The sequence below is a fragment of the Erwinia plantamica genome (assembly GCF_043420595.1).
In the GTDB taxonomy this organism is placed as follows: Bacteria; Pseudomonadota; Gammaproteobacteria; order Enterobacterales; family Enterobacteriaceae; genus Erwinia; species Erwinia aeris.
In genome coordinates, this window is the sequence record NZ_JBGCUC010000005.1 from 202503 (window position 1) to 228829 (window position 26327).

The 26327-nt window shown below is 55.2% G+C and carries 32 protein-coding genes and 1 other RNA gene; 16 read left to right on the plus strand and 17 right to left on the minus strand.

Annotated elements, in window-relative coordinates:
* Positions 1 to 275: 275 nt before the first annotated feature.
* The 9 genes from AB3U87_RS06990 to AB3U87_RS07030 all read left to right on the plus strand — a co-directional run bounded on the left by AB3U87_RS06990 (position 276) and on the right by AB3U87_RS07030 (position 5936).
* Entirely contained in the window at positions 276 to 1577 is a 1302-nt protein-coding gene (locus AB3U87_RS06990) for an MFS transporter (protein ID WP_253455761.1), read from the plus strand.
* 67 nt (positions 1578 to 1644) lie between these two features.
* Complete coding sequence (gene exuR, locus AB3U87_RS06995; protein ID WP_301252938.1) at positions 1645 to 2421, plus strand: transcriptional regulator ExuR; 777 nt, start codon at positions 1645 to 1647, stop codon at positions 2419 to 2421.
* Positions 2422 to 2725: 304 nt separating this feature from the next.
* Positions 2726 to 3400 carry a DedA family protein gene (locus tag AB3U87_RS07000; RefSeq protein ID WP_253455768.1) on the plus strand — a complete coding sequence of 225 codons (675 nt, stop codon included), beginning with the start codon at positions 2726 to 2728 and terminating at the stop codon, positions 3398 to 3400.
* The gene (mzrA, locus tag AB3U87_RS07005) at positions 3397 to 3771 is read left to right on the plus strand and encodes an EnvZ/OmpR regulon moderator MzrA (protein ID WP_253455772.1); all 375 of its coding nucleotides are present in this window, start codon (positions 3397 to 3399) and stop codon (positions 3769 to 3771) included. The genes AB3U87_RS07000 and mzrA overlap by 4 nt, the downstream gene beginning before the upstream one ends.
* Before the next feature lie 165 nt (positions 3772 to 3936).
* The gene (locus tag AB3U87_RS07010; protein WP_148101255.1) at positions 3937 to 4311 is read left to right on the plus strand and encodes a DUF1090 domain-containing protein; all 375 of its coding nucleotides are present in this window, start codon (positions 3937 to 3939) and stop codon (positions 4309 to 4311) included.
* A gap of 41 nt (positions 4312 to 4352) precedes the next feature.
* Positions 4353 to 4658, plus strand: coding sequence for an ElaB/YgaM/YqjD family protein (locus AB3U87_RS07015; protein ID WP_125290365.1), 306 nt, complete (start codon positions 4353 to 4355; stop codon positions 4656 to 4658).
* Between the two features lie 2 nt (positions 4659 to 4660).
* The gene (locus AB3U87_RS07020; RefSeq protein ID WP_125290364.1) at positions 4661 to 5053 is read left to right on the plus strand and encodes a phage holin family protein; all 393 of its coding nucleotides are present in this window, start codon (positions 4661 to 4663) and stop codon (positions 5051 to 5053) included.
* A complete protein-coding gene (locus AB3U87_RS07025) occupies positions 5053 to 5334 on the plus strand; it encodes a YqjK-like family protein (protein ID WP_253455775.1) in 282 nt (93 codons plus the stop codon). The genes AB3U87_RS07020 and AB3U87_RS07025 overlap by 1 nt, the downstream gene beginning before the upstream one ends.
* Positions 5335 to 5543: 209 nt before the next feature.
* Positions 5544 to 5936: a DoxX family protein gene (locus tag AB3U87_RS07030; RefSeq protein WP_125290362.1), complete on the plus strand. Its 393-nt coding sequence runs from the start codon at positions 5544 to 5546 to the stop codon at positions 5934 to 5936.
* Positions 5937 to 6096: 160 nt separating this feature from the next.
* Here the strand turns inward: AB3U87_RS07030 and AB3U87_RS07035 are convergent, their stop codons facing one another.
* Entirely contained in the window at positions 6097 to 6384 is a 288-nt protein-coding gene (locus AB3U87_RS07035; RefSeq protein ID WP_301252936.1) for a hypothetical protein, read from the minus strand.
* Between the two features lie 328 nt (positions 6385 to 6712).
* Between AB3U87_RS07035 and AB3U87_RS07040 the strand changes: the two genes are divergently transcribed.
* On the plus strand, positions 6713 to 7699 hold the full coding sequence (locus AB3U87_RS07040; RefSeq protein ID WP_394148766.1) for a glutathione S-transferase family protein: 987 nt from the start codon (positions 6713 to 6715) through the stop codon (positions 7697 to 7699).
* Between the two features lie 6 nt (positions 7700 to 7705).
* Here the strand turns inward: AB3U87_RS07040 and AB3U87_RS07045 are convergent, their stop codons facing one another.
* A complete protein-coding gene (locus tag AB3U87_RS07045) occupies positions 7706 to 8620 on the minus strand; it encodes a LysR family transcriptional regulator (RefSeq protein WP_394148767.1) in 915 nt (304 codons plus the stop codon).
* 128 nt (positions 8621 to 8748) lie between these two features.
* On the opposite strand from AB3U87_RS07045, the gene AB3U87_RS07050 reads away from it, so the two are divergent.
* Positions 8749 to 9453, plus strand: coding sequence for a pirin family protein (locus tag AB3U87_RS07050; RefSeq protein WP_394148768.1), 705 nt, complete (start codon positions 8749 to 8751; stop codon positions 9451 to 9453).
* 47 nt (positions 9454 to 9500) lie between these two features.
* Here AB3U87_RS07050 and AB3U87_RS07055 read toward each other — a convergent pair whose 3' ends face one another.
* Positions 9501 to 9728 (minus strand): hypothetical protein, encoded by a 228-nt coding sequence (locus AB3U87_RS07055; protein ID WP_253455785.1) that lies wholly within the window; start codon positions 9726 to 9728, stop codon positions 9501 to 9503.
* Between the two features lie 148 nt (positions 9729 to 9876).
* On the opposite strand from AB3U87_RS07055, the gene AB3U87_RS07060 reads away from it, so the two are divergent.
* Entirely contained in the window at positions 9877 to 10233 is a 357-nt protein-coding gene (locus AB3U87_RS07060; RefSeq protein WP_253455787.1) for a hypothetical protein, read from the plus strand.
* A gap of 325 nt (positions 10234 to 10558) precedes the next feature.
* Here the strand turns inward: AB3U87_RS07060 and rnpB are convergent.
* Together rnpB and rsmI are read right to left on the minus strand one after the other, a co-directional pair.
* An RNA gene (gene rnpB, locus AB3U87_RS07065) (RNase P RNA component class A) lies at positions 10559 to 10936 on the minus strand.
* 32 nt (positions 10937 to 10968) lie between these two features.
* Positions 10969 to 11826, minus strand: a complete 858-nt coding sequence (gene rsmI, locus AB3U87_RS07070; protein WP_253455789.1) for a 16S rRNA (cytidine(1402)-2'-O)-methyltransferase — start codon at positions 11824 to 11826, stop codon at positions 10969 to 10971.
* A 62-nt stretch (positions 11827 to 11888) separates the two neighbouring features.
* Here rsmI and AB3U87_RS07075 point away from each other — a divergent pair, with 62 nt between their 5' ends.
* From AB3U87_RS07075 to dolP, 4 genes are read left to right on the plus strand one after another with little or no spacing between them, the layout of a single operon-like run.
* Positions 11889 to 13931, plus strand: coding sequence for a penicillin-binding protein activator (locus AB3U87_RS07075; protein WP_394148769.1), 2043 nt, complete (start codon positions 11889 to 11891; stop codon positions 13929 to 13931).
* Positions 13889 to 14281: a YraN family protein gene (locus AB3U87_RS07080; RefSeq protein WP_301252923.1), complete on the plus strand. Its 393-nt coding sequence runs from the start codon at positions 13889 to 13891 to the stop codon at positions 14279 to 14281. Before AB3U87_RS07075 ends, AB3U87_RS07080 begins: the two co-directional genes overlap by 43 nt.
* 29 nt (positions 14282 to 14310) lie before the next feature.
* Positions 14311 to 14901: a DnaA initiator-associating protein DiaA gene (gene diaA, locus AB3U87_RS07085; protein WP_125290352.1), complete on the plus strand. Its 591-nt coding sequence runs from the start codon at positions 14311 to 14313 to the stop codon at positions 14899 to 14901.
* 9 nt (positions 14902 to 14910) lie between these two features.
* Complete coding sequence (gene dolP / locus AB3U87_RS07090; protein WP_301730289.1) at positions 14911 to 15483, plus strand: division/outer membrane stress-associated lipid-binding lipoprotein; 573 nt, start codon at positions 14911 to 14913, stop codon at positions 15481 to 15483.
* 55 nt (positions 15484 to 15538) lie between these two features.
* Here the strand turns inward: dolP and AB3U87_RS07095 are convergent, their stop codons facing one another.
* From AB3U87_RS07095 to pmbA, 12 genes are all read right to left on the minus strand, one after another.
* Positions 15539 to 17449, minus strand: coding sequence for a BglG family transcription antiterminator (locus AB3U87_RS07095; RefSeq protein WP_394148770.1), 1911 nt, complete (start codon positions 17447 to 17449; stop codon positions 15539 to 15541).
* A gap of 72 nt (positions 17450 to 17521) precedes the next feature.
* On the minus strand, positions 17522 to 18262 hold the full coding sequence (dagF, locus tag AB3U87_RS07100; RefSeq protein WP_394148771.1) for a 2-dehydro-3-deoxy-phosphogluconate aldolase: 741 nt from the start codon (positions 18260 to 18262) through the stop codon (positions 17522 to 17524).
* Positions 18259 to 19380 carry a DgaE family pyridoxal phosphate-dependent ammonia lyase gene (locus AB3U87_RS07105; RefSeq protein ID WP_394148772.1) on the minus strand — a complete coding sequence of 374 codons (1122 nt, stop codon included), beginning with the start codon at positions 19378 to 19380 and terminating at the stop codon, positions 18259 to 18261. The genes dagF and AB3U87_RS07105 overlap by 4 nt, the downstream gene beginning before the upstream one ends.
* Positions 19364 to 20497 carry an amidohydrolase/deacetylase family metallohydrolase gene (locus AB3U87_RS07110; protein ID WP_394148773.1) on the minus strand — a complete coding sequence of 378 codons (1134 nt, stop codon included), beginning with the start codon at positions 20495 to 20497 and terminating at the stop codon, positions 19364 to 19366. Before AB3U87_RS07110 ends, AB3U87_RS07105 begins: the two co-directional genes overlap by 17 nt.
* Positions 20498 to 20555: 58 nt before the next feature.
* Complete coding sequence (locus AB3U87_RS07115; RefSeq protein WP_125290346.1) at positions 20556 to 21197, minus strand: DUF4310 family protein; 642 nt, start codon at positions 21195 to 21197, stop codon at positions 20556 to 20558.
* A 10-nt stretch (positions 21198 to 21207) separates the two neighbouring features.
* Positions 21208 to 21984 carry a DUF4311 domain-containing protein gene (locus AB3U87_RS07120; RefSeq protein ID WP_394148774.1) on the minus strand — a complete coding sequence of 259 codons (777 nt, stop codon included), beginning with the start codon at positions 21982 to 21984 and terminating at the stop codon, positions 21208 to 21210.
* A 51-nt stretch (positions 21985 to 22035) separates the two neighbouring features.
* The gene (locus AB3U87_RS07125; RefSeq protein ID WP_301252918.1) at positions 22036 to 22332 is read right to left on the minus strand and encodes a DUF4312 family protein; all 297 of its coding nucleotides are present in this window, start codon (positions 22330 to 22332) and stop codon (positions 22036 to 22038) included.
* Positions 22333 to 22335: 3 nt separating this feature from the next.
* Positions 22336 to 22698: a glycine-rich SFCGS family protein gene (locus AB3U87_RS07130; RefSeq protein WP_253455817.1), complete on the minus strand. Its 363-nt coding sequence runs from the start codon at positions 22696 to 22698 to the stop codon at positions 22336 to 22338.
* 24 nt (positions 22699 to 22722) lie between these two features.
* Positions 22723 to 23064: a glycine dehydrogenase gene (locus AB3U87_RS07135; RefSeq protein WP_301730294.1), complete on the minus strand. Its 342-nt coding sequence runs from the start codon at positions 23062 to 23064 to the stop codon at positions 22723 to 22725.
* 407 nt (positions 23065 to 23471) lie between these two features.
* Positions 23472 to 23903: a hypothetical protein gene (locus AB3U87_RS07140; protein WP_394148775.1), complete on the minus strand. Its 432-nt coding sequence runs from the start codon at positions 23901 to 23903 to the stop codon at positions 23472 to 23474.
* Complete coding sequence (locus AB3U87_RS07145; protein ID WP_125290340.1) at positions 23900 to 24268, minus strand: tlde1 domain-containing protein; 369 nt, start codon at positions 24266 to 24268, stop codon at positions 23900 to 23902. Before AB3U87_RS07145 ends, AB3U87_RS07140 begins: the two co-directional genes overlap by 4 nt.
* A gap of 573 nt (positions 24269 to 24841) precedes the next feature.
* A complete protein-coding gene (pmbA, locus tag AB3U87_RS07150) occupies positions 24842 to 26182 on the minus strand; it encodes a metalloprotease PmbA (RefSeq protein WP_125290339.1) in 1341 nt (446 codons plus the stop codon).
* Between the last annotated feature and the right edge of the window lie 145 nt (positions 26183 to 26327).

The window sequence follows — 26327 nt, forward strand, 5'->3', positions numbered from 1 at the left end:
ACCTCGATCACAAAAATGCCATTTACGCCTGACGGCGTTGCCGGGATAAAAAATAACCTATTGATTAATATGATATTAAAAAAACATTAGCCGCCTGGGCTGCAATTGTGACGTTTCTCTCCTTTAGAATCTGTATGACAAGTTATTGTTGCGGCATTCAGCCTCCTGACAGTACGGCGGTTGGAGAGTTAACGTGCGGGTGCCAACCAGCAAGCCGTCCCGCGTTGAAAAGGAAGCCATAAATCAATAGGGATTAGAAAAAGCGGGAGAATTTTATGCGTAAAATCAAAGGACTGCGTTGGTATATGATAGGTCTGGTCACGCTGGGCACCGTGCTGGGCTACCTGACACGCAATACGATTGCCGTTGCCGCGCCTACGCTGGAATCACAGCTGCATATCACGACCCAGCAGTACTCCTATATCGTCGCCGCCTATTCGGCCTGCTATACCGTGATGCAACCCGTCGCGGGTTATATCCTTGACGTGCTGGGAACGAAAGTGGGTTACGCTCTGTTTGCCATTCTTTGGGCGATTTTTTGCGGAGCCACGGCGTTGGCCAATAGCTGGACGGGACTGGCGCTGGCTCGTGCCGCCGTAGGCGCGGCAGAGGCAGCGATGATCCCCGCCGGATTAAAAGCCAGCAGCGAATGGTTTCCGGCCAAAGAACGATCTATCGCGGTAGGCTATTTTAATGTCGGCTCGTCCATTGGCGCCATGCTGGCACCGCCTCTGGTTGTCTGGGCTATCGTGGCGCACAGCTGGCAGATGGCCTTTATTGTTACCGCCATCCTTAGCTTTATCTGGGCGTTATGCTGGCTGATTTTTTATCAGCATCCAAAAGATCATAAAAAACTGCATGAAACCGAGCGTCGGTACATTCTTTCAGGCCAGGAAGCGCACCATCAGGTCAGCAATGCGACCAAAATGAGCGCCTGGCAAATTGTTCGCAGCAGGCAATTCTGGGGGATCGCGCTACCGCGCTTTCTGGCTGAGCCCGCATGGGGAACGTTCAACGCCTGGATCCCCCTGTTTATGTTTCGGGCCTACGGCTTCAATCTGAAAGAAATTGCGCTGTTCGCCTGGATGCCGATGCTGTTCGCCGATCTTGGTTGCATCATCGGTGGCTATCTACCGCCGCTGTTCCAGCGCTGGTTCGGTGTCAATCTTATCGTCTCGCGTAAGCTGGTGGTTACTATGGGCGCGCTCCTGATGATTGCTCCCGGCACCATTGGCTTATTTAGCAGTCCCTACACCGCGATTGCCCTGCTTTGCGTAGGCGGCTTTGCTCATCAGGCGCTGTCGGGCGCGTTAATAACTCTTTCCTCCGATGTGTTTGGCCGCAATGAAGTGGCGACCGCCAATGGCCTGACGGGGATGGCGGCCTGGAGCGCCAGCACGCTGTTTGCGTTGATCGTCGGCGCCCTGGCGGACACGCTGGGATTCAGTCCGCTGTTCGCCGTGCTGGCGCTGATGGATGTGCTTGGCGCAGTAGCTATCTGGACGTTATTAAGCAACCAACCCGCAGTCGATCAGAAGCAGCAGAGCGTCAGGTCGGCCGGGGCCGCCGCGCGCTAGTCCGGGTTTCTCCCGCCCGGCGGAAGTGGTATAACAAATTCCATCATTGTGCGGCAGGAGAAAGATTATGGTGTTGGCCGAATCCCGACGTCTTTACCAGCAGCTCGCTGCGGAATTTAAACGTCGTCTGGAGGAAGGGGTTTATGCCGTTGGCGAGAAATTACCGGCTGAACGCTTTATTGCAGAAGAAATGGGCGTCAGCCGCACTGTGGTGCGTGAAGCGATCATCATGCTGGAAGTAGAAGGATACGTTGAGGTACGCAAAGGCTCAGGTATCCATGTGATCTCACAACACCAGAGAAACAGCGTCGTTCCGGACGAACAGTCAGAATTTGCCAGCTTTGGCCCGTTTGAACTGCTACAGGCTCGCCAGCTGATTGAAAGCAATGTGGCAGAGTTTGCCGCCACTCAGGTAACCCGGCAGGATATTCAGCAGTTAATGGAAATCCAGCAGCAGGCCAGAAAAGAAGATCGCTTCCGTGATTCAGAATGGGATTTAAAATTCCATGTGCAGATTGCCCGCGCCACGCAAAACGGCGCGCTGGCCGCTATTGTAGAAAAAATGTGGCTGCACCGTTTGCACAACCCCTACTGGCTGAAACTGCATGAACACATTGACGACAGCGCTATGGAAAGCTGGTGTGACGATCACGATCGCATACTTAACGCCTTGATGCGTAAAGATCCGGCCGGCAGCAAGCTGGCCATGTGGCAGCACCTTGAACATACCCGCCAGATGCTGTTTAAAGCCACTTCAGACGATTTTGAACCCAGCATCGATCGTTACATGTTTACTGAAAATCCCGTTGTCGCCATCAAAGGCATCTCTGTGACCGATAAGTAAGGGTTTTGCCGCCGCCAGGCGGCGGAATTATTGCAGTTAACCCTCTAATTATGTCAGCCTGTGTAAAACTCCTTTGCACCTCCTGATTGCGCCTGTACAACAACGGTAATGCTGGCTTTGCCCAGGCTTATCAGACCGCATTCATAACGATTTGACGGCCCGGCGTATCAAGCCCGACAGGCCGTTTATTTTCACCTTTGTTTCTTTTTTTCGTGTTAAGACCAGGTTCCGCACGCATACTAACTACAACCATTTGTGATGAACTTTGCCGGAACATGGCGAAAATGCTATTCAGGGACACTTTATGGATATTTTAAAAGCGCTGGTCCATGCCCTCTGGCACCAGGATTATGTCATGCTGGCCGATCCCTCCTTGGTCTGGGCAATCTATTTAGTGCTGTTTATGATCTTATTTCTGGAAAATGGCCTGCTTCCTGCCGCTTTCCTGCCGGGCGACAGCCTGCTGATCCTGGTCGGCGTGCTGATTGCCAAAGGCACGATGAATTTTCCGCTTACGCTGCTGGTATTGACTACCGCCGCCAGCCTGGGCTGCTGGGTAGGCTATATTCAGGGGCGCTGGCTGGGCAATACGGCCACGGTGCAGCGCTGGCTCGCCCATCTACCCGCGCAGTACCATCAGCGCGCGCACGCTTTGTTCCATCGCCACGGGCTTTCGGCCCTGTTGATCGGCCGCTTTATCGCTTTTGTCCGCACGCTGCTGCCGACCATTGCCGGGCTGTCGGGCTTAAACAACGCGCGCTTTCAGTTCTTCAACTGGGTGAGTGGGCTGCTTTGGGTACTGATCCTGACGGTGCTGGGCTTTGCGCTGGGCAGAACGCCTCTTTTTCAGCGGTATGAAGATCAGCTGATGGCTTGCCTGATGATGCTGCCGCTGATTTTATTGGTTGTCGGCCTGTTTGGGTCGCTTTATGTTTTATGGAAAAAGAAACGCACTATGAATGAGAAAGGAAACTCATGATGAAAAATTACGCTTCCCGCAAACGAATACTGGGCCTGGTGGCGCTGGCATCGGTTGCGCTGACAATGATTGCGCTTTTGCCTGCCCTGTTTGGCGGTGAAACGGCGCTGCAAATTCGGGCCTCTCGCCAGGGTATTACGGTGCCAGACGGCTTCTATGTCTATCAGCGGCTGAACGCGGAAGGCATCCATATTAAAAGCATCACGCCGGATAAAAACACGCTGGTGATTAAATTTGATTCACAGGAGCAAAGTACCGCCGCCGAGAAAGTACTGCGCCGCCTGCTGCCGGAAGGCTTTGATATCGCTCAGCTCGAACAATCTTCTGAGTGGCTCAGCCGCATCAGCCCGCATAAGCAGAGCATCGGCTAAGAAACGTGCCCGGCAGTGCCACTTCCGGGCCTCTATCCTTAAGAATCTTCTCTCTTTTTGAGCTTTCCGCATTTCCTGACTATGCTTAACTGGCCGGCGTAAGCGGCAAGCATGACAGGATTAACGGGGTTGTATCAGCGAACCCAAACAATGGAAGGTCACTTTATGAAATACCGCACGATCCTTGGCCTCAGCCTTTTATCCCTGACCACTTTCGCTCAGGCGGCAGACTCGCTGTGCCTGCAAAAAGAGCAGGACATTCAGCACGAGATCGATTTAGCCCGTCAGCACGACAACCAGCGCCGCGTTACTGGTCTGGAGCGGGCGTTGACGGAGGCTCGCGCGGGCTGTACGGACGACAAACTGAAGGCGAGCCATCAGGAAAAGATCGATGAGCTGCAGCAGAAAGTGGAAGAGCGGCAAAAAGAGCTGAACCAGGAGAGAGCGGATGGCGATGATAAAGAGAAAATCGCTAAACGTGAACGCAAGCTGGCAGAAGCAAAACGTGAACTGAAGGAAGTCCAGGCCGCCCCTTACTGAGGCAGGCAGGATTCTCATTACTGATTATAAAGGAGTTTGTTATGTCAAAAGATATCACTTCCGATCATCTGCGTGCGGAATTAAAGAATCTGGCGGATACGCTGGAAGAAGTGCTGAGCAACACCACTGACAAATCAAAAAACGAGCTGGACAAGCTGCGTAGCAAAGCACAGAGCGCGCTGAAAGATACCCGCGCACGTTTAGGCGACTCCGGCGATCGCCTCGCCAAAACTTCGCGTGAAGTTGCCGATAATGCGGACGTTTACGTGCGCGAAAATCCATGGACCAGCGTGGGCATCGGCGCCGCTATCGGCGTAGTGCTGGGCGTGCTGCTGACGCGTCGATAACAATGAAAGATTCCCAGCAAAGCCAGGGCCCAGGCAAAGGGGTCATCAACATCGGGCAGCGCCTCGTCACCACTCTGGTCGGGATTGTAGAAACCCGCGTCAGGCTGGCCGTCGTGGAGCTGGAAGAAGAGAAGGCGAACCTGATCCAGCTGTTGATCATGGTCGGGCTGACCATGCTCTTTACCGCTTTTGGCCTGATGAGCCTGATGGTGCTCATTATCTGGGCGGTGGATGCACAGTATCGCCTGATGGCTATCGGCATTACCACGGCGGTGCTTTTTGCATTAGCGCTGTTCTTTGGACTCTGGACGCTGGCCAAATCTCGTCGTTCCACCCTTCTGGGCGCTACCCGTAAAGAACTGAAATCCGATCGTAAGCTACTGGAGAACGATTAATGAGCCGCGAGCGTGACGAGCGTAAGGCCGAACTGCTGCGTCAGATCCAACAGCAGCGGCTCGATCTCAGCATCCAAAAGAAATTCTGGCTGGAAAGTACCGCCCGTTACGATCGCGGCTGGCTAACGCTGCTCAGCCTGAAGCGTTATATTGCGGTCGGCAGCGGCCTGGCGGCTATCTGGTCGGTGCGTAATCCACGCCGTATTACCCGCTGGGCCAAGCGCGGCCTGGGTATCTGGAGTACGGTGCGTATGGTACGCAACTTCCTGCCGGGCCGCTGATGCTTTCTGTTCTTTTTCAGGTTCGGCCTCGCTGAACCTGAATACTCAATTTTTCTGAAGAACTTTGACAGTTTAACTCGCTTACAATCCTCTCTCCTGACGAATATTATCTTCTGCAACGACCGGGAATTAACGCGTATTCAGCGTCATAACCGGGCCTCATGCGGCCAGGAGCTATTCCGGCCAGATAAAATTTATCGGGGATTAACATGAAAAAATTAGAAGATATCGGCTTTCTGGTCGCGCGTATTTTGATGCCTGTCCTGTTTATCGTGGCGGGCTGGGGAAAAATTACCGGTTATGCGGGCACGCAACAGTATATGGAAGCAATGGGCGTACCGGGCTTTTTACTGCCGCTGACCATTTTGCTGGAGTTCGGCGGCGGTCTGGCTATCCTGTTTGGCTTCCTGACGCGCTTTACCGCTATCTCCACCGCTATTTTTACGCTGATTACCGCATTTGTGTTTCACAGTAATTTCAGCGTGGACGGTAACTCTATTAACTTTATGAAAAATATGAGTATCTCTGGTGGTTATCTGCTGCTGTTTATTACCGGCCCTGGCGCATACAGCCTCGACCGCTTAATTAAAAGAAAAAAATAAACAATGATTAAAGCAGGGCTTTATGCCCTGCTTTCAATAAGCGCCAGCGTATCTGATTAAAAGATTAACCAATTTCTTAACCAGACGACTATAACGTTAATTTTTCTGTACGGTATAAAAATAATGCCAGGGGATGTGACTCTCCGAACCAGACCGCCAATTAAGCCGATTTATTTTTGATCTGTGAGATAGCGCTGATGCCAAAATTAACGATACCGACGATGCCGGAACCGATATTCGTAATAGCGCTAATGAAATCCAGTTCCAGAATGCTGCCGATACCGGATCCCAGCGTACCCGCCGCCGAGGTTGCATCCGTTGTCAGGCCGCCAGCAGAGGTGCCCAGATCTACCACGCCTCCAATTGCTGCGCCAATGCTTTTACCTAAATCGGCAAAGAAGCCGGCACCTGAGACGACGTCAACTTCCTGGCTGTTTAATTCACGCATAAAATTCTCCTTTTTTATTAATAACCCCACGCCATAAAACAGGCGAGGAACTATTTTAATGACAGCCAGCAAAAAAAGTCAAATATCTACAGACCCAAATCAACACAGAATAAAGGCAGCCTTAAAACAGGCGTTGTATTAATGGTGAAAACCAGAATGTAATTAGCGCCTTTAATTATAAAACAGTGGAATTACATCCAGTAAAGTTAAAAAAACCAACCTGATACCCTCTATTTTATCGCATAACTATTTTTAGGAGAAAGTAACGAGCTTTTTTCTGATAACAGGTTATATTCTTTTATTATCATTTAATTATCAGGGAGTTTACATGGGACAGCTTATTGACGGCGTCTGGCACGATAACTGGTACGACACAAAATCCACGGGCGGACGTTTTAAACGTTCTGATTCTGCCTGGCGCAGTTGGGTAACGCCCGACGGCTCTGCCGGCGCAGACGGCAAAGCTGGTTTTCGTGCCGAGGCGGATCGCTATCACCTCTATGTTTCGCTTGCCTGCCCCTGGGCACATCGAACGCTGTTGATGCGTCAGCTAAAAGGGCTGGAAAAGCTTATTTCCGTGTCGGTAGTCCATCCGCTGATGCTGGAAAACGGCTGGACGTTTGATGAAGATTTTGCGGGCGCGACGGGCGACAACCTTTATCAGAACGAATTCCTGTATCAACTTTATTTGCACGCTGATAAGGACTATACCGGCCGGGTCACCGTCCCGGTACTTTGGGACAAGCAGCAGCAGACTATCGTCAGTAATGAATCAGCCGATATTTTGCGAATGTTTAACAGCGCATTCGACGCGGCAGGCGCCCGCGCCGGCGATTACTATCCGGCGGACTTACGCGCCAAAATCGATGAGGTGAACGGCTGGGTTTACGACACCGTTAACAACGGCGTCTATAAAGCGGGGTTCGCTACTTCTCAGGCGGCCTATGACGAGGCGGTCACCGCCCTTTTCCAGTCACTGGACAGGCTTGAACAAATGCTGGGGCAGCATCGCTATCTGACCGGCGACCGGCTGACCGAGGCGGACCTGCGTTTGTGGACGACCTTAGTTCGCTTCGATCCGGTTTATGTGACGCATTTCAAATGCGATCGCTACCGTATTGGCGACTATCTGAACCTGAGCGGCTTTTTACGAGAAATTTATCAGCTGCCGGGCATCGCTGAAACGGTCGATCTGGCGCATATCCGCCATCATTATTACCGTAGCCACAAGACGATCAATCCCTACGGCGTTATCTCGACCGGCCCGGCTTTCGACTGGGACGAGCCACACGGGCGCGATGAACGCTTCCGCTAGCCGGCGTTATCCCCTGAGCGGCACGTGACGCTTCGCCAGCAGCTTAGGGATCTCCCGCAGGCACCATGATTTGGCTTCGCCCATGCTGTCGCGGCGCCAGGCCATAATGATATCGACCTCTTTGCTGTATTCCGGGCTGACAACACGCAGACGCCCTTCGGCAATATCTTTTTCCACCATCGGGTACGGCATGGACGCCACGCCCAGCCCGGCCAGCAGCGCACGGCGCTTATCTTCGATTGAACTGACGGTCAGCCGCTGCTGCTTATCCAGTAGCTGTACGGTCAGTACCGGGCGCTCGCGCGCCGTATCCGCTACGGCAATACCCCGATATTTCACCCGTGATGGTTCCGATAACGGTTCCGGTTCCTGATGGATAGGATGATCCGGGCTGGCGACGATCACACTCATAATGCTGTACAGTTTGCGGGTGTTGATCTCTGAAGAGGCGCGAAAATGCATATCCGGCGCGATAACGATATCCGCGCGGCCCTGCTCCAGCCTTTCCCAGGCGCCCGCCAGTACTTCCGTCACCAGCGCGATTTGCGTATTGGCTTTTTCGGCAAGTTTATCAATCAAAGGAAAGAGATATTCGCAAGGAACCAGCGCTTCGGTAACGATAGTCAACTGTGTTTCCCAGCCCCGCGCCAGCGCTTCCGCATCGGTGGTCAGCTTATCGGCCGCTTCCAGCAAAATCCGGCCCCGCTCCAGCAGCATGCGTCCTACGTTGGTAAACTTAGTTCGGTGTCCGGAGCGGTCAAACAGCACCACGTCCAGCTCCTCTTCCAGCTTTTGCATGGTGTAGCTGAGCGCTGAAGGGACGCGGCCCAGCTCATCTGCCGCCGCCGCAAAGCTGCCGCGTCGATCGATAGCATCCATTACTCGCAGCGCCTCCAGCGTCAGAGCGCGATCTTTTGCCATAGCGGTTCTCTTTCAGGATTTTTGAATATGGCAAGCAGATTAACTGGCTAACAATCTGGCGTCCAGCGCCTTACTATAGCGGCATAATAAATGACCGACGCGGTTTGCCGGTTAATAAGGAGGAAAATATGATTACCAGTCGCACCGTACAACAGTGTGGTCAAGCCGATTACGGCTGGCTCCAGGCGCGATACACGTTTTCCTTCGGCCACTATTTTGATCCTCAACTGCTGGGCTACGCCTCTTTACGCGTGCTCAATCAGGAAGTGCTGACACCAGGGGCTTCCTTCCAACCCAGAACCTGGCCAAAGGTCGATGTTGTTAATCTGATCCTGCAGGGCGAAGCGGAGTACCGCGACAGCGACGGCAACCATGTCGTGGCGCGCGCGGGCGAAGCTTTGCTGCTGGCTGCCCAACCGGGGATCAGCTACAGCGAGCATAATATCAGTGGCGAGAAGCCATTGACGCGTATGCAGCTTTGGCTGGACGCCTGTCCCGACAGGGAAAACGCGGCGATTCAATGCCTGTCGATCCCGACTAACGCGAGCGCCATACTGCTGGCCTCGCCGGACGGTGCACAACAGAGCCTGCAGCTTCGCCAACAGGCCTGGATTTATCATCTGAGACTGCAACCGGGCGAAGATGTGACGCTGCCGTTACGCGGTTCGCGCGCCTATCTGCAATCAATTCACGGCGGCTTTACCGTGACCGCATCTTCAGCGGATCGGCAGACGCTTGCCTGCGGCGACGGCGCATTTATCGAAAAAGAGCAGAACGTGACGATAGCGGCAACCACGCCAACGCGCGCGCTGGTGATTGATTTAGCCGAGTAGTCGCCGTTGCCTACTCCTGTAAAAATCGCCAGCGATGCATGACGGGTTTAGCTGCCTGATACGTCAAATAAGCTGATGGGCACGGCGACCCTCTCGCCGATTGACCAGCCTTTTTTGCCTAAAATATGCTGAGGCGTGTTTTCCGGCACGGTAAAAAAGAAGGTGTTGCTCTCTTCTTCTACTTTTCCCTCGTCTAAATCTTCAGGATCCAGATCCATCTCGTCCAGCTCTTCTTCAGACAGCCCTAAATGGGTGGCCAGTATCGATCTTTTCATCGTTTATCTCCTCAGCGTTAACGCTTACGGTTAAAATTTTCAAAGCGCCGTAGTTATTTTATATCCTCAGGTAAATTTCGTTCGTTAATCGCACGTTGATTTTCTCTGGCCTATTGTCAGAGGTGAGCGATAACACGAGGAGCAGGGAATGAAAAAGCTGGCTGTGATGTTTGTGCTTTTACTGGTTGGCTGTGTCGATTTAGGGCGCATTGGGACGCATCCTGACATGAAACAGGTCTACCTGAAGGGATATCCACACAATGTTGCCGACTGTCTTTTTGCTGCGGCGCAGAGTCAGCACCTTCGGCTGGAGCGGGACGGCCGCCTGACTCAAGGTATTGAAAAGTATAATCTGACGGACAGAAATTACGACAACGTGGCCTGGATTGAAATTGCGGCAGCAGGCCGTCAACAATCCAGCGTGACCTTCTATTATGCTAAGGAGCCTGACGTCAGCGCGGCGGTTTCCGCCATGGCGGCGCGCTGCAAAGACTCGCGCTTTTAAGCTTTTGCTTTCACAAAAAGCATTGTGAACAGGCCGCACAGCAGAAAGCAAAAAACCCGCCGAAGCGGGTTTCTTACTGCTGACAAACCTAAATAGCGGATGCATCCTGGTGTTTCTTACAGCAGCCCAGCTGTTTCACGGCGGCAGAGGCTGAGCGGATAAGCGGACCGTTTTGGCGCATGGACGCGCCAAACGAGCCTACAGGGACGTATTTACGGCGTGTCCGTGTTCCGATCTGCCTCTGCGGCTGTTCACCAGCCCGATAGCGACCTGATGCCCTTAAAAGAAAGCAAAAAACCCGCCGAAGCGGGTTTCTTACTGAAAATGTTGAAGCTGACCGGTAAGCCGGGTTCTGTCGTGGACAGTCATTCATCTAGGCCAGCAATCGCTCACTGGCTCAAGCAGCCTACCCGGGTTCAGTACGGGCCGTACCTTGTGAACCCCTATTTGGCCTTGCTCCGGGTGGAGTTTACCGTGCCACGAACTGTTGCCAGCCGCGCGGTGCGCTCTTACCGCACCCTTTCACCCTTACCTGATCCCACAAGTGGGCCATCGGCGGTTTGCTCTCTGTTGCACTGGTCGTGGGCTTGCGCCCCCCAGGCGTTACCTGGCACCCTGCCCTATGGAGCCCGGACTTTCCTCCCCTTTGTCTGTCTCCCCCGAAGGAGGACGGCAACAAAGCGGCGACTGTCTGGTCAGCTTCGGCGCGGATAATAGGGCATTCCGCGCGGTTTGTCACCCCTCTTGCTGCTCCAGCGCATACTTATAGAGCGCATTCTTTTTTACGCCGTGAATTTCGGCGGTCAGCGCGGCGGCTTTTTTCAGCGGCAGCTCCTGCTGCAACAGCGCCAGCGTGCGCAGCGCTTCCGGCGGCAGCGCGTCTTCCACGGCCTGATAGCCTTCCACAATCAGCACCATTTCGCCTTTGCGGCGATTTTCGTCTTCTTTAACCCAGGCCAGCAGCTCGCCCACCGGCGCGCCGTGAATCGATTCCCAGGTTTTGGTGATTTCCCGCGCCAGGACTACGTAGCGCTCGCTTCCCCATACGCTGACCATATCCTGTAAGCTTTCCAGCAGGCGATGGGTGGATTCATAAAAAATCAGCGTGCGGGATTCCTGCTCCAGCGCGCGCAGCGTGTCGCAACGGCCTTTGCTTTTGGCGGGCAGAAACCCTTCGTAACAGAATCGATCGGACGGCAACCCCGCCGCGCTTAATGCTGTAATCGCCGCGCAGGCGCCAGGCAACGGCACCACGTTTACGCCCGCTTCCCGGCAAAGACGAACCAAATGATAGCCGGGATCGTTAATCAACGGCGTGCCGGCATCGGAAACCAGCGCTATGCTTTGCCCGTCCCGAAGCTTTGCCAACAGCGTTTCCGCCTTCTGCTGCTCGTTGTGATCGTGTAATGCGAACAGGCGCGCATTGATGGCGAAATGTTGTAGCAACAGCCCGGTATGACGTGTATCTTCCGCTGCGATCAGGTCGACGCTGGCAAGCACCGAGAGCGCACGCTGGGTAATATCGCCCAGGTTACCAATCGGTGTGGGAACGATGTAGAGCGTGCTGGCCGAAATCTCTTCGCGTTGTTTCATTGTTTGATCCGAATTGCCGATTTAATATTGAGCATCTTGAAAAAAACATAACTGGATACAGTATGCTTCCTTCGAAAGTCATTCATAACAAAGCAGGACGCTGCGTGCCTCTGCTGCTGGCGGCCCTGATTTTTGCCGGTTGTTCCGGCCAGGGCCCACAGGCGCCGACGGTCAACGTGCAGGGCACCGCGACAGGCACTTCCGACTCTTATTTGCAGCAAATGCAGCAAAGTTCAGATGATAACAAGGTTGACTGGCAATTACTCGCAATCCGGGCGCTGCTGAACGAAGGAAAAATTCCTCAGGCCAGCGACCAGCTGGCCAACCTGCCGCAGCAGCTGAATGATGTCCAGCATCAGGAATCGCTGCTGCTACAGGCGCAGCTCAAGGTGATGCAGAAGGATGCGGCCGGCGCGGCGCAGCTTTTGCAGCAGATTGATGCCGCCTCCCTGTCGAAGGAGCAGCAGGCCCGTTACTACCAGCTGCAAATTGCCGGCAGCCAGGGATTAACGCAGCTGCGCGCTTATATTGCGCAGGAACCGCTGCTGAGCTCGCCAGCCGATAAGCAGAAAAATATTGATGCAACCTGGCTGGCGCTGAGCCAGATGACGCCAGAGCAGGCCAACGGCCTGGTGATCAACGCCGATGAAAACACGCTACAGGGCTGGCTGGATCTGCTCAACGTCTATAGGGCCAACGTCAGCGATCCCACGATGCTGAAAGCGGGCATCAGCGACTGGCAGACGCGCTATCCTAACAACCCGGCGGCGAAAATGCTGCCAACGGCGCTGAGCCAGGTGCAGAACTTCCAGCAGTCGTCGACCGGTAAAATTGCGCTGCTGCTGCCGTTAAGCGGCCAGGCGCAGATCTTCGCCAAAGCGATTCAGAAGGGGTTTGACGACGCACGCAATGGTGCGCTGGCCCAGCCGGCTGCACAGCCGCAGGCCGCCGCCGCCAGCACCGCGCCTGTTGACGCCAATACCGCCACGCCTGTCGATGCCAACACCGCGCCAGCAGCAGCCAGTCCGGCCACCGATAGCACTGCTGCTCAGCCAGCTGCGCAAAACAGCGATAGCGCCGCTCAGCCTGCCGTGCAGAACGGCAGCGTGGCGCAAACCGCGCCGCCATCCAGTTCGGCGCAGGTTCAGGTCTACGACACCAGCAGCCAGCCGATAGATCAGGTGCTGGCGCAGGCGCAGAAAGACGGCGCCACGCTGGTGGTCGGCCCGCTGCTGAAAAGCAACGTCGAGCGTTTAGCTGGCTTACAAACGCCGTTGAATATCCTGGCGCTTAACGAGCCGGAGACGGTACAGAACCATCCGAATCTTTGTTACTTTGCGCTTTCTCCTGAAGACGAAGCGCGTGACGCCGCGCATCATATGTGGGATCAGGGCAAGCGTTCGCCGCTGCTGCTGGTGCCGCGCAGCTCGTTAGGCGATCGCGTCAGCAAAGCATTTGCTGCAGAATGGCAGCAGCTGGGCGGCGCGACCGTGCTACAACAGCAGTTCGGTTCGCAGGGCGAGCTGAAGCAGGGCATTAATAGCGGTGCGGGCTTGCGTCTGACCGGTACGCCGATCGTTGCTCAGCCGCAGCAGCCGCAGGGCGTAACTATTGCGGGCCTGACCATTCCGGCGCCGCAGGCGGATACGCCAGCGGCAGGCGACGGCAGCGTGGATTCGCTGTATGTCGTGGCGACGCAGGACGAGATGGCGCTTATCAAGCCTTCCCTCTCCATGCGCGTCAGCAGCCGCAATATGGCACAGATTTATGCCAGCTCGCGCAGCTATCAGGCAGGCAGCGGCCCGGACTATCGTCTGGAGATGGAAGGCGTGCAGTTCAGCGATATCCCGCTGCTGTCGGGCGCTAATCCCGCGCTGATGCAGCAGGCGGCTAAAAACTTTAACAACGATTACTCTCAGGTTCGTCTCTATGCCATGGGCGTGGACGCCTGGACCCTGGCCAATCACTTCAATGAAGTGCGCCAGCTGCCGGGCTTCCGGCTGCAGGGGGAAACCGGCAACCTGAGCGCCACCCAGGACTGCGTCATCAACAGGAAGTTGGTATGGAGCCAGTATCGCCAGGGACAAATCGTTCCGGCATCCTGAGCCGTCAGCAAACGGGGGCGGGCTATGAGCTACAGGCCCGCCGCCTGCTGGAAAGTGCAGGATTAACTTTTATCGCGGCTAACGTCCGCTTTCGCGTCGGAGAGATCGACCTGATTATGCGCGATGGCGAGACGTGGGTTTTCGTAGAGGTGCGCTATCGCCGTAACGATCGGTTCGGCGGCGCCGCCGCCAGCGTAACCCGCAGCAAGCAGCAAAAGCTGCTGAAAGCCGCAGCCTTATGGCTGAACGGTCGCCAGAGCAGCCTTGAGAGCGCCCGCTGCCGCTTTGATGTGGTAGCGATAACCGGCGCACGAACGGACTGGTTGTCCGATGCTTTTACGGCGGAGTAATTTCGCCAACCACTTGCCAGGTGAAAAACGTGCTGGAAAGAATCAAAGTTTGTTTTACCGAAAGTATTCAGACGCAGATAGCCGCAGCGGAAGCGCTGCCGGATGCTATTTCGCGCGCGGCGATGACGATTGTCCAGTCGCTGCTGAACGGCAATAAAGTGCTGAGCTGTGGCAACGGCACCTCCAGCGCCAACGCCCAGCACTTTGCGGCCAGTATGATCAACCGTTACGAAACCGAGCGCCCCAGCCTGCCTGCGGTAGCGCTGAGCGCGGATAACGTGCTGCTGACGGCAATCGGCAACGATCGCCTGCACGACGAAATCTACGCCAAGCAGGTCCGCGCGCTGGGCCATGCTGGCGATATTCTGTTGGCCATTTCAACGCGCGGCAACAGCCGTGATATTGTGAAGGCCGTTGAGGCAGCGGTAACGCGCGATATGACGATTGTCGCGCTGACCGGCTATGACGGCGGCGAACTCGCCGGTTTGCTGGGTCCACAGGACGTGGAAATTCGTATTCCCTCGCACCGGAGCGCGAGGATTCAGGAAATGCATATGTTAACCGTGAATTGCCTGTGCGATTTGATCGATAACACCTTGTTTCCCCACCAGGACGTTTAAGGAGCTATGATGAAGCTGATTTCCGCAACCGCCATCGTGCTGTCCGCGCTGATGCTACAGGGCTGCGTCGCCGCCGTGATCGGCAGCGCGGCGGTCGCCACCAAAACGGCCACCGACCCGCGTACCGTGGGCACCCAGGTTGATGACGGCACGCTGGAGTTACGCGTCAGCAACGCGCTGGCGAAAGACGACCAGATCAAAAAAGAAGCCCACATCGTGGCAACGGCCTATCAGGGCAAAGTGCTGCTGACCGGCCAGGCGCCGAGCGCCGATGTCGCTAACCGCGCCAAACAGATCGCCGTCGGCGTGGATGGCGCAACCGAGGTCTATAACGAAATCCGCACCAGCGAGAAGGCCAGCTTTGGCACGGCCTCTTCCGATACCTGGATCACCACCAAAGTGCGTTCCAACCTGCTTTCCAGCGACCAGGTCAAATCTTCTAACGTGAAGGTCACCACCGAAAACGGCGAGGTGTTCCTGTTAGGTCTGGTCACTACCGCAGAAGCCAAAGCGGCGGCCGATATCGCCAGCCGGGTCAGCGGCGTGAAGCACGTCACCACCGCGTTCACTATTCTGCAATAAGCAGCAAAAGCCCGGCCAATGCCGGGCTTTCACTTTTATCATACCGCGTCGCCCGCTATAGCCGACTCAGACAATCCATCGCTACCGCCTTGAAGCTGACAAAATCCTTGCTGTCGCGCAGCCGCGCCATCGCCCGCTCGCGCAGGAACGTCACGAACAGATCGTAAATCGCCATCGCCTCTTCATAATCGCTTTTGCTGATTGCCAGCAGAAAGATCACCGAGGCCGTTTCGTCTCCCCATGCGATGCCCTGCGGCGCCAGCACGGTATAGACCACGCTTTTCTTCGCCAGCAGGCCCAGCGAGTGCGGTAGCGCAATGCCTTCGCCAAACATCGTGCTGACAATGGCTTCGCGCTCCACGACGGAATCGTGAAACGTCTGGTCGACCGCGCCCTCTTTTTCCAGCCGATCGCAGAGCATACGGAACAGCTCCGCCTGGGTTACGGGCTGGTCGATAACAAGAAAATGGCCGGCGTCAAAGAACTTTTCCAGCATATAAGGCCGGGTGCGATCCACCAGCACCAGTTTGCCAATCTGCTCCAGCTGGTATTCCGTGGGAAAAGGCGACATCACCACCACCGGCTTCTGTTTCTCGACCAGGCGCGTAGTGGAGATAACAAAATCTTCTTCAATACCCGGCTGCTGCTCATACTCGCGCTGCGAAATAATATTGTTGACCACGATCTGCGGATATTTCCGCATCAGCATCGCCTGGATCATGCGCACAGTGGAATTGCCGGTATCGCACACCAGCAGCACCTGCGGATGGCGCCGGTAGCCGACGTCATAGTGCCGCTCCAGGCCGACGCCGATATGCAGCACCAGAAATCCCATCTCATTTTCACTGATGGTATAAGGCGTGTATTTTCCCCAGCTGGATACGGCGGCCAGCGTCACGTCCCACGCCATCGGATAGTGCTGCTTAATGTTCGCCAGTAGCGGGTTAGGAATAGCGATCTGGTAACGCACACGGGTGATCATGGTTTTAATATGCGTCAGCAAATCTGCCCGCAGCTGCCTGTCGCTTTGCAGGTTAAAGTTGTAGTGAGTATTGATGTAGCTAAGGATGTAATTGACCAGCGATTCGCCGTCGTCCGGGCTGATGGCATCCGGCGCAATCGCCTCAACGCGCCGTGCCGCGATATTAACGCGCAGGTAGGCTTCTTCTGCGGCTGAGAACGCTTTGCCGGTGAGCGGCTGTAGTAGCGCAATCAGATGGCGCGCCGCGCCTCGCACGTCGTCATCCACGTCGTCAGCCGTGAAATCGGAAAGCGGATAGCCTTCGCTGATGCGCCTTACGGACACCGCACAGTAGAGGCGCAGATAAAACTCACCCTCATCCGTCATCCTGACGGCAAAACGCCCCAGCGACTGGCTCAGCAGCGGCTGTAGCGTAGCCAGAATGCCGCTGTTCAGCACCTCCAGATGCAGCAGCGGATCGTCGGCATCCTCCTGTGCAATCTGGTAGAGCAGATCGGTCAGGCAGGTGCGCACGGCCATTTCGCTGCCGAACAGCTTCATGCCGTAGCGCGGCCGGGTTTCAATCACCAGCTGATAGCGCGCCAGCCACTCTCTCACTTCAGCCATATCGCTTTGCAGCGTGGCGCGGCTGACAAACCATTCATCGGCCAGATCTTCCAGCTTAAGGGAATAGGCTGAGGTGAGAAATCGGGTTAACAGGTAATGCACTCGCGCCGCCGAGGTGCGGGGAATGCGTAAAGACGAAGGCGACTGGTGCCGCAGCTGGCTGTAGCGCTGCGCATCTTCAATTTTTAACCGATAGCCCTCGCCCCGATTCAGCACAAAGCGGATGCCGTGATCGGCCAGTAGCTCATTCAGCGCGGTAATGTCCGTACGTACGGTGCGGGTAGATACCGCAAAACGGCGCGCCAGCTCATCCTGAGGCAGCGTTTCGTTTTGCAGCGTATCGAAAAGTCTTGCAAGGCGTTGGTTAGGGAATCTCACCGGGTTTCCTGTGGTTGTCTTGGTTGCTCTCCGTTGACGAAACGGGCCGGGATCGCCCGGCCTTGCTCGCGCTTACTCCACCAATTTTTTTGTCATGGCCAGCAGCGCGCGGACGTCGTCCGGACGAGTATTGCCGGAAGCCTTATCAATAATCGAGCTGTAAATGTGCGGGATGATTTTGCTGACGCCCGCCTCCAGCGCGATTTGCAGAATGGCGGCATAGTTATCCAGGTCGATGCCGCCCGTCGGCTCCAGCCAGAAATCCTGCTCGGCGCAGGCTTTCGCCACCGCGCGAAACTCCTCGACAGCCTTTAGTCCGCCCATCGGGAAATATTTCACCGAGCTGCCGCCCATATCTTTCAGCAGCGCAATCGCGGTCGCTATCGGTACTATTCCCTCTGGCGCCTGCGAACTGAGCGGCCCGGTGGAAATTTTGACCATGCCTGGCCTGCCCGTCGGCGAAATCAGGCCGTTAACCACCGTCTGGCGCTGGCCCAACAGCGCGCGGCTGGTCGCCACGCCGGTAAACACCTGGTTCACGTGCTGCGGTTGCAGCTGGCTTGCAATAGCGCTGACCATCGCCGACTGGTTCGGATCGCCCGCCCCCAGCCCAACGGAGAGCGCATTGTCGATCAGCGCCGCGTAGTCACGCATATCGGCAACGGCGCTTGCCACGCTGTCATAGTTTTTCGACAGCACGCCAACCAGCACGTGGCCTTCAGCCGCCTGCCAGATCTCGCGGGCGTTCTCTTTCGATCCTGCCAGCACGTTCAGACAAACGCGATCGCGATAGAAATTTGGCATAAGCGTCATGCTGTTTTCCCTTCTGATAATAATGCTCTGACGGAAACGTAAATAGTATGCAGCTGCTCTGGCGAGACGCTGCGCACGTCGACCTCGACAATGCCTTCATTGGCTTTATAGCCGCGAAAATAGATCGCTATCTCGCCTGTTTTTAACCTCTGCACGACGTCGCCCGTGGTCAGACCGATCTTAAGCTCGTCGAAATGGATTTCTGCCCTGGCGATATCTCGTCCGGCGGCATCCCAAACCACGCGCGCGCTGATGCCGTCCAGCGCGTTCAGGTTGTCGATAAACGGCGTCATCTTCTCGACCATCTGTGCGCCGGACATTTTCGGCTGTTGCAGATAGTTTTCGATCGCCTGCGTCAGGCCAAGGATGCCTTCCTTGCCGACCTTCATTGCCCGGCCGATGCCCTGCGACTGGCGCTTCACCCACTCAACGTATTTTTTGCGCCCCATCACCAGCCCGCTCGTAGGGCCTTCGATAGCCTTCGCGCCGCTGTAGATCACCAGATCCGCGCCGCCCTGGTAGTAGCGCTGTAAATCTTCTTCCGCCGCCGCATCGACAATCAGCGGCAGATTATGCTGGCGCGCAACGGCGGCCGCCTGTTCGACGCTGAGGTGGCTTTTCTGCACGCAGTGATGCGATTTGATATAAAGAATGGCCGCCGTTTGCGGCGTCACGGCGGCGGAAAGCTGCGCGGCGGAGCATTCGTTGGCGTAGCCTGCTTCTACCAGACGCCCGCCGCCCAGCGCGACCATAGTGCCGACGGGCGCGCCGTAATTAACGTTATGGCCTTTCGGCACCACGATATGGTGAGGAACAATCAGCGGCGCGGCGTGTAGGTTTTCCAGCAGCCAGTCGTTATCTTTGACGATGACCGCCGCCACGGATTGCGCGATGCCCGCCGACGCGCAGGAAACCACCACCGCATCCTCACAGCCGAGCAGGCTGGCGATATAAGCGCCGGTTTTATCAACCAGATCGTTCATTTCAAAATAGTGGTTAAGGCCGTACTTTACCGTGTCCACCACGTCGGCGGCAGGGGTAGAGACGCCCAGAATGGTCATGCGGCCCGAAGCGTTAATGACCTGTTTTAAGCCATATTTCTCATAAATCGAAGACATGATGCTTTTTCCCTTCTTCGGTAACAAACCAGCGGCCAGCCACCACGGCGGCCAGCGGCACCAGCTGCTTTTCGCCCGTGGCCGACTGGCCTTCGGAATCGGTAAACACGCAGGACGCATCCTGCACGTCGAAAATAGTCAGATCGGCGTCATAGCCCACCTCCAGCCGTCCCTTCTGCGATAGCCGCAGGCCGTCAGCCGCGTTGGTGGTCACGCAGTCAATAATTTGCGGCAGGGTCATGCCTACGCTGAAGAATTTCGCCATCACGTGCGCCAGCGAATGCACCGGCCCGTTAAGGCGGTTGCGACAGTAAATATCCGAGCTGATGGTTTGCGGCAGAATGCCCTGCGCGATAGCCACGCGCGCCACGTCGAAGCTGAAGCTGGCCGTGCCGTGCCCCACATCCAGCCGCACGCCGCGCTCCAAAGCACGATGAACGGAGGCGCGCAGCTGACCGGCAGGCGTCAGGATGCGGTTGGGCTTGCCGTTATAGCAGTGGGTGATGATGTCGCCGCTGTCCAACAGATCGGTTATTTCATCCAGATCGGGCGGGTTATTGCCAATATGCACCATCAGCGGCAGCCCGCCGTTTTCCTGCTGGATCGCTTTGGCACGGATCAGCGGCTGCACGCCGTTTTTACCTACCACGCTGCTGCTGATGCGCGCCTTGATGCCAAGAATAAACCCTGGCAAACGCTGCACCGCCTCACGCACGCCGACACGGTCGATTTGCGTCATATCCGCCAGCTCGTTTTGCGTTACGATGCCGGTGCGCGCGATATTCAGCAAGGCGTAAACCTGCGTGCGGGCGCTGCGGGTTAAACGACAGAACTCGTCAACATCGTCCGCGCCGGTGCTGCCCGCATCCACGACGGTCGTCACGCCGGTAGCGACGCCGATGCAGTCCGCTTCGTCGTGATAAATCGGCGAATTGGGATAGCAGTGCACGTGCGAATCGATCCATCCGGCGCTCAGGTAAAAACGCCCGGCCAAATCGTACTCGCGCGTGGCCTGGCCGCTGACCTCGCCCAGCGCGGCAATTTTTCCGTTGTGTACGGCGATATCGGTCAGCCCGCCGTCCGCCAGGCGCGCCCGGCGCACAATAAAATCAAACATGGCAAACTCCTCCGTCTGCAAAAGCGGTCGCCAGCGCCGCTGAGCCCTGGCGATCGGGCTAGAGTGCCACCGGGAAAAATGCGCCCAGCAGCATCGCGCCCAGAATGGCGCCGCCGGTAATAGGCTTGTTCCAGAGATAAAACAGCAGCGCGCCGATGAGCGAACCCAGACCGATGGGAATGGAGGCGGCCATAGCCGAGAGAATAATTAGCGGCCCGAGGAAACGCCCGGACGCGTTGCCCGCGCCCATCATGACGTCGGCGCCATAGGTTGAATCGCTGTTATTGATGGTGAACCTGCGCGCCAGAATAATGAGGTAGCCGATCGCCAGGCCCAGAATCAGGCCGGTCAGCAGCGAGGCGGCAAAGTTGGCCACGGGGAAGATAAACCCGGCGCCCAACAGCAGCGCCGGCACGCCAAGGCCGACGCCCGTCTGGATGGCGCCGCCGATATCCAGAATGCCCACCAGCGACCCTTCGATAATACGGGCGAACAGAAAGCTCGCGCCAAAGGCCGCCACCGCGCCATAGACGCCGGTTTCCATACCCGCGCGCAGCATAGAGACAAAGGCGACCTCGTTAAACGCGCCCAGCCCATAGACGTAATACATATGCGTTCCGGCGAACACGCCGGCGGAAAGCAGGCCGACAAAGATCGGGAAAGACCAGTCGGCATACCAGAAACCGCTTTTTGCTTCCATTTTCCTCTCCTTATTTTCCGCTCAGCGCGTTATGGAACATCGACAGCCAGTCCGGCACGCCCAGCCGGAAAGATTCCAGCATTTTCATATCGAAGCCGCGGAAGAAGCCACTCAGGACAAACAGCAGCACGATGGCGAACATCATCACTTTGGTGACGCGATGCCAGCCGCTCTCCTCAACGCCCTTGCCGATCAAAATGCCCAGCACCAGTCCCGGCACCGCATTGCCCATAATCATCTGCGCCAGGCCGCCGAAGATGGTGGCCCAGAATCCCGATTTTTTACCGGCATCGATTGCCGCCAGCCAGAAGATCACTGGCATCACGGTATTGACCAGCAGGTTAGCCGCAGGCACCAGCACCTTAACGGCGGTGATCTGGAGCGCCGCCGGCACGGCCGAAGCGGTAGAATTCAGAAAGGCGACCACCACCATGCCGATCAGGCCGCAGGCGATGGCCATTTTTTTCGGATTGTGCAGCGTTTCTGCCAGGTTGCGGTTTCGGATCATCAGCGCCGCCGCGCCCCAGTTCGGGATAATGCGGTGGTCGACGTCCTGGGTAAACGAGCCTGCGGCAACGGAAGAAGCCCAGGCGTTAAAGAAGAAGCCCAGACCAAACGAGAAGTGAGAGGCGGGATCGCCTTCACAGGAGTTGAGTTCACCCAGCGTGCGAAAGGCGCCCATGCCCTGAGTCGCCGGCGCATGAAACATACGCGCGGCGCCAGCGCCAACGCCTACTCCGACCAGGCCGCCGATAATAAGAGATTTAAAAAGGATAATTAAAAACATCACACTTTCCTTGCAGGCTTGCGCCAACGTTTTTAAGTTATGTTTGCCCGGCTAGCGCGTGAGGAAATCGATTTTGTCGACATCGATAGCGTTCACGCTGACGGTAATTTCCAGTTCGATGCTGTAACTCCGCCGCTCCCTCGCCAGAAAGAAAAACAAAAAGCGTTCTTTCCTGACGCTTTCCCGCGCCAGCACCACCCTGACCTCCTGCGGCTCAATGCGCAGCAGCACCTTACCGGTCGTCTTTAGCAGCGTGCTCTGCACACGGCTCAGCGCATCGGCGAACGCTTTCTCTTTGCTGTCGCCTTTGCCGCTGACCTTTACCGCTGTGGTAAATTGCTCCTTCATCGGTCAGGCACCGTGCTTCTTGTTCCAGGCCTGCACCAGGCGTTCGCCCAGCTCTTCTTTGTCCATAAAGCCAAAGCCGAGCACGTTCGCGCCCTCGTTGATGGCGGTTACGCCCTCTTCTACAGAGCGCATGCCATATTTCGCTTTGTAGCCGTGTTTGGTTTGCGCGGTAATAGCGCCTGCGCCGCCGCTGCCGCAAAAAGAGATGCCAAAAGTGGCGTTTTCCGCTTTCATGACGTCGCCCAGCTTCATGTCCGCCGCCACGCCCGGCACCACCACGGCCTTCCCGCCCGCTTTCTCGACGCCTGCCGCGACTTTCTGGCCTTTCCCTAAACGATCGCCAATAACAACAATGACTTGTGACATAAGCATTTTCTCCGGCTGGTAAATTTACGGTTGGTTTTCTTTTGCGACTTCAACGTGAACGGAGAGCAGCCAGGCTTCTTCCTGGGGCAAGTTGCCAAAGAGATCCACCACCTGCTGGGCCAGCAACATGGATCCCGGCGAGATCTCATCAAACAGTTCAGCCTCGACTTCCGGCAGCGGTTCGCCCGTTAGCGAGCGCGAAGCCATTGCCCGCACGTGCGAAGCCAGCATTTTTTGCTGAACGGCATCAGGATAAATATTTTTGGCAGCAAACAGCTCGCTGATTTGCATCATCACTTTGTCGGCAAGCGCCTGAACCGCCTGTTGCTCGTCGGTTTCTTTTACCGCCACTGCTCCGTCTTTCACGCAACGCCCCTTATTTTCCGTTTTGGTTCGGCTGTAAACCGAATTTATTCGCGAGAGAAATAAAGTAGCGCCGGAGGTAGCGATTTTGTAGACCGCATTTTTCCGTTTCAAAGTGGAAATAAGCGCGAAGCCAGGGAAATCCTTCACAAAATGGTTATTTCACTTAACAGAAGAGCAAAAGTGGAAGGTAAATCACAGTACGACAGAAAAAATGTCTGCCTGATCGGCCGATAACGGCGATCGCAGCGGCTATCCTGATGGAAACCATAGGAATTGCTTATGGTAGTGGAGAACGAAATCATTATTTAAATAAAAAAAGAAAGATTAGCTCTATTTAAGAAATAAAACAGACATAAAGTAAATTCCCAGATAGTGAGAAGCCCCTGCGCGCTGACACAGGGGCAAAATCAGAATTCACGCTTGACAATCAAATAACCGTTAAATTCTATATTACACTCATAATCATTCGCAATGGTAGAGACAAGGAAAATATCCTCTTTTCCCTCCTTATCTTTAACAGTAAACTTAATTATGAGGTTAACAGGATTATCCTGTGAATATATTTCTTTGTTATCGCTTATCGATAAAAGGGTATCGGTTTTATAGGTTTTTTCGGCATAGTATTGTGATAACAAATCAGAGACAGGTTCGTTGAATAGCAATTCCGTGGTTACCCCATCGGGTGGTATGCTCTTAATGTCAATATGCATTTCCTCATGCATTTTATCCATCATTCTTATGGCAGTACCTGATATGGGCGACTTACAATTATTATCAAGCATCGGCGCGGCAAGCGTACAGGTGCTGCAAATAATTAAGGGGAGAAGAAAATATCTCATTCAACAATAATCTCCTTATCCTTTGAATCCCAAATTGCTTTACGGAACCTTGGATCCAGTATGATGCAGCCATTTGAGGCTTCGCCTGGATGCGTTTGACTTTCTCCATGAATTAGAAAACCACTCCGATTACACATATTGTTGCCTTTATCTGGCTCAAGGCGAAGCGTGAATCGACCCGCTTTTTTATGTGTGAATGGAACGCCTGTGATCCGGTATTTACCTCTGGGCAACGGGCCTCTATCGCGCAGACATTCATACTCAGGATTATCTTTATAGCCCGGAGCACCAGCATAAAGCGCGCTGAACTTGTATTCCCCGTTACGCTTAAAGGTCTTCATCATTACATTATACGTCCATGCCATTGTTACTCTCCTTGTTTACCTCACATGTTATAAAGCCTCTTAGCAAGATTACTTAACAGATATCGCTTAAGCGTTTCTATAGCGGCAGCAAAAAATTTAGGCCTCTTATAACCTCAATCAAAAAAGAATTGATTTTGCATAAACCTGGCGTATTATCGATTCAAGGTGGGATTTCTACGCATGCCACTTACGCATCATGAACCCTGGCAACCGACGGGGTTGTGAAGGCTATATGAGGAAGGTTATCTAATTTTTTCTATTTTACCGGCGATTTCATCGCCTCTATATTTATATAGCGGCGCTAGTGTAGGTTTTTATGGTTGGTATTCTTTGCCTGGCGGGATTTCTAAATTGATAGTTACGATAGCTATCACTTTTTGTGCATTTATTTACGGTTTCAGCATCAAAATTCATTAAAGCCCTCCAAAGCAAATATTAATCCATGCAGAAATCTCACTGTGGCGGAGATCTTTTCATTTTAAGGTTTTACAGGGCAGAACTCATCACCATCAGTAGCAGGCTGGGAAGTAAAGGGAGGCGCAGTCTGCGCCTCCCTTACATAAGCCACCAGAATTATTGTCCGGCGATTTTCATTTCCGGGATCAGCACGGAGCCGCACTGAATATTGCTGCGGGTTTCGATATCGCTGCCCACCGTGACCATATTGCGCCACATGTCCTTCAGGTTGCCTGCGATAGTGATTTCGCTTACCGGATACTGAATTTCGCCGTTTTCGACCCAGAAACCGGCCGCGCCGCGCGAGTAGTCGCCGGTGATGCCGCTAACGCCCTGGCCCATCAGTTCCGTCACTACCAGACCGGTGCCCATTTTTTTCAGCAGCTGGTCGAAGCTGTCGCCCTGACCGTTGATGCGCCAGTTATGGATGCCGCCCGCATGGCCGGTGCTTTTCAGGCCCAGCTTGCGCGCCGAGTAGCTGGTCAGCAGCCAGGTTTGCAGCACGCCGTCTTTGATGATGTCGCGCTGTTCGGTACGCACGCCTTCGCTGTCGAACGGCGTAGAGGCCAGGCCTTTACGCAGGTGTGGCTGCTCCTGGATGGTCAGCCATTCCGGCAGGATCTGTTTGCCCATCGCATCCAGCAGGAAAGTGGATTTGCGGTAGACGCTGCCGCCGCTGATCGCGCCGACCAGATGGCCAAACAGGCCGGTCGCCACTTCCGCCGCAAAAATAACCGGCGCTTTCATGGTGGCGAGCTTGCGCGGCGAGAGGCGTGACAGCGTGCGGCGGGCGCACTCTTCGCCGACCCACTCCGGCGACTTCAGGTCTTCGATAGCGCGGCCGATGGTGTAGGCGTAATCGCGCTCCATATCGCCGTTAGCTTCGGCAATAACGCTGGCTGAAATCGAATGGCGGCTGGATGAGTAGCCCTGGATCATGCCGTGGCTGTTGCCGAAGACCTTCATGCCGATATGGCTGTTGAAGCTGCCGCCTTCGGTATTGGTAATACGCTTGTCGGCTTTGAGCGCAGCCTGCTCGGCCCGCGCCGCCATCTCGATCGCTCTGTCAGGATCAAGATCGGTGGGATGGAAAAGATCCAGATCCGGCGCATCAAAAGCCAGTAGATCGCGATCCGCCACGCCCGCATAAGGATCGGCGGAGGTATAGCGGGCGATATCGACAGCCGCCTGCACGGTACGCGCAATGGCGTCCGGGCTGAGATCGGTCGAAGACGCGCTGCCTTTGCGATTCTGATGATAAACGGTAATGCCTAAAGCGCCGTCGCTGTTAAATTCAACGTTTTCTACTTCGCCGTAGCGGGTGCTGACGCCGATCCCCGTGGTTCTGGTGACGGCGACTTCCGCCCCATCGGTGCTGGCTTTGGCCAGCTCGAGTGCTGTTGCGACCGCCTCTTCGAGGGTTTTACGCTGTTCTGCAACTTGGGAGAGTAATTTCATCGACCTACCATATAATTAACAGAGGGCTTTTCTGGGTATACGCCACCAGATTTCCGGACTCTTCAGGGTTTCAGGTTTACCTGAGTCTAACAGACTCAGCGAACAATTTCGCAGTAGCCTGAGTTTCCTGATAGCATTAGCCTCT

Coding starts and splice junctions, on each gene's coding strand:
- AB3U87_RS06990 (WP_253455761.1), top strand. CDS start 276: ATGCGTAAAATCAAAGGACTGCGTTGGTATATGATAGGTCTGGTCACG.
- exuR (WP_301252938.1), top strand. CDS start 1,645: ATGGTGTTGGCCGAATCCCGACGTCTTTACCAGCAGCTCGCTGCGGAA.
- AB3U87_RS07000 (WP_253455768.1), top strand. CDS start 2,726: ATGGATATTTTAAAAGCGCTGGTCCATGCCCTCTGGCACCAGGATTAT.
- mzrA (WP_253455772.1), top strand. CDS start 3,397: ATGATGAAAAATTACGCTTCCCGCAAACGAATACTGGGCCTGGTGGCG.
- AB3U87_RS07010 (WP_148101255.1), top strand. CDS start 3,937: ATGAAATACCGCACGATCCTTGGCCTCAGCCTTTTATCCCTGACCACT.
- AB3U87_RS07015 (WP_125290365.1), top strand. CDS start 4,353: ATGTCAAAAGATATCACTTCCGATCATCTGCGTGCGGAATTAAAGAAT.
- AB3U87_RS07020 (WP_125290364.1), top strand. CDS start 4,661: ATGAAAGATTCCCAGCAAAGCCAGGGCCCAGGCAAAGGGGTCATCAAC.
- AB3U87_RS07025 (WP_253455775.1), top strand. CDS start 5,053: ATGAGCCGCGAGCGTGACGAGCGTAAGGCCGAACTGCTGCGTCAGATC.
- AB3U87_RS07030 (WP_125290362.1), top strand. CDS start 5,544: ATGAAAAAATTAGAAGATATCGGCTTTCTGGTCGCGCGTATTTTGATG.
- AB3U87_RS07035 (WP_301252936.1), bottom strand. CDS start 6,384: ATGCGTGAATTAAACAGCCAGGAAGTTGACGTCGTCTCAGGTGCCGGC.
- AB3U87_RS07040 (WP_394148766.1), top strand. CDS start 6,713: ATGGGACAGCTTATTGACGGCGTCTGGCACGATAACTGGTACGACACA.
- AB3U87_RS07045 (WP_394148767.1), bottom strand. CDS start 8,620: ATGGCAAAAGATCGCGCTCTGACGCTGGAGGCGCTGCGAGTAATGGAT.
- AB3U87_RS07050 (WP_394148768.1), top strand. CDS start 8,749: ATGATTACCAGTCGCACCGTACAACAGTGTGGTCAAGCCGATTACGGC.
- AB3U87_RS07055 (WP_253455785.1), bottom strand. CDS start 9,728: ATGAAAAGATCGATACTGGCCACCCATTTAGGGCTGTCTGAAGAAGAG.
- AB3U87_RS07060 (WP_253455787.1), top strand. CDS start 9,877: ATGAAAAAGCTGGCTGTGATGTTTGTGCTTTTACTGGTTGGCTGTGTC.
- rsmI (WP_253455789.1), bottom strand. CDS start 11,826: ATGAAACAACGCGAAGAGATTTCGGCCAGCACGCTCTACATCGTTCCC.
- AB3U87_RS07075 (WP_394148769.1), top strand. CDS start 11,889: ATGCTTCCTTCGAAAGTCATTCATAACAAAGCAGGACGCTGCGTGCCT.
- AB3U87_RS07080 (WP_301252923.1), top strand. CDS start 13,889: ATGGAGCCAGTATCGCCAGGGACAAATCGTTCCGGCATCCTGAGCCGT.
- dolP (WP_301730289.1), top strand. CDS start 14,911: ATGAAGCTGATTTCCGCAACCGCCATCGTGCTGTCCGCGCTGATGCTA.
- dagF (WP_394148771.1), bottom strand. CDS start 18,262: ATGACGCTTATGCCAAATTTCTATCGCGATCGCGTTTGTCTGAACGTG.
- AB3U87_RS07105 (WP_394148772.1), bottom strand. CDS start 19,380: ATGTCTTCGATTTATGAGAAATATGGCTTAAAACAGGTCATTAACGCT.
- AB3U87_RS07110 (WP_394148773.1), bottom strand. CDS start 20,497: ATGTTTGATTTTATTGTGCGCCGGGCGCGCCTGGCGGACGGCGGGCTG.
- AB3U87_RS07115 (WP_125290346.1), bottom strand. CDS start 21,197: ATGGAAGCAAAAAGCGGTTTCTGGTATGCCGACTGGTCTTTCCCGATC.
- AB3U87_RS07120 (WP_394148774.1), bottom strand. CDS start 21,984: ATGTTTTTAATTATCCTTTTTAAATCTCTTATTATCGGCGGCCTGGTC.
- AB3U87_RS07125 (WP_301252918.1), bottom strand. CDS start 22,332: ATGAAGGAGCAATTTACCACAGCGGTAAAGGTCAGCGGCAAAGGCGAC.
- AB3U87_RS07130 (WP_253455817.1), bottom strand. CDS start 22,698: ATGTCACAAGTCATTGTTGTTATTGGCGATCGTTTAGGGAAAGGCCAG.
- AB3U87_RS07140 (WP_394148775.1), bottom strand. CDS start 23,903: ATGAGATATTTTCTTCTCCCCTTAATTATTTGCAGCACCTGTACGCTT.
- AB3U87_RS07145 (WP_125290340.1), bottom strand. CDS start 24,268: ATGGCATGGACGTATAATGTAATGATGAAGACCTTTAAGCGTAACGGG.
- pmbA (WP_125290339.1), bottom strand. CDS start 26,182: ATGAAATTACTCTCCCAAGTTGCAGAACAGCGTAAAACCCTCGAAGAG.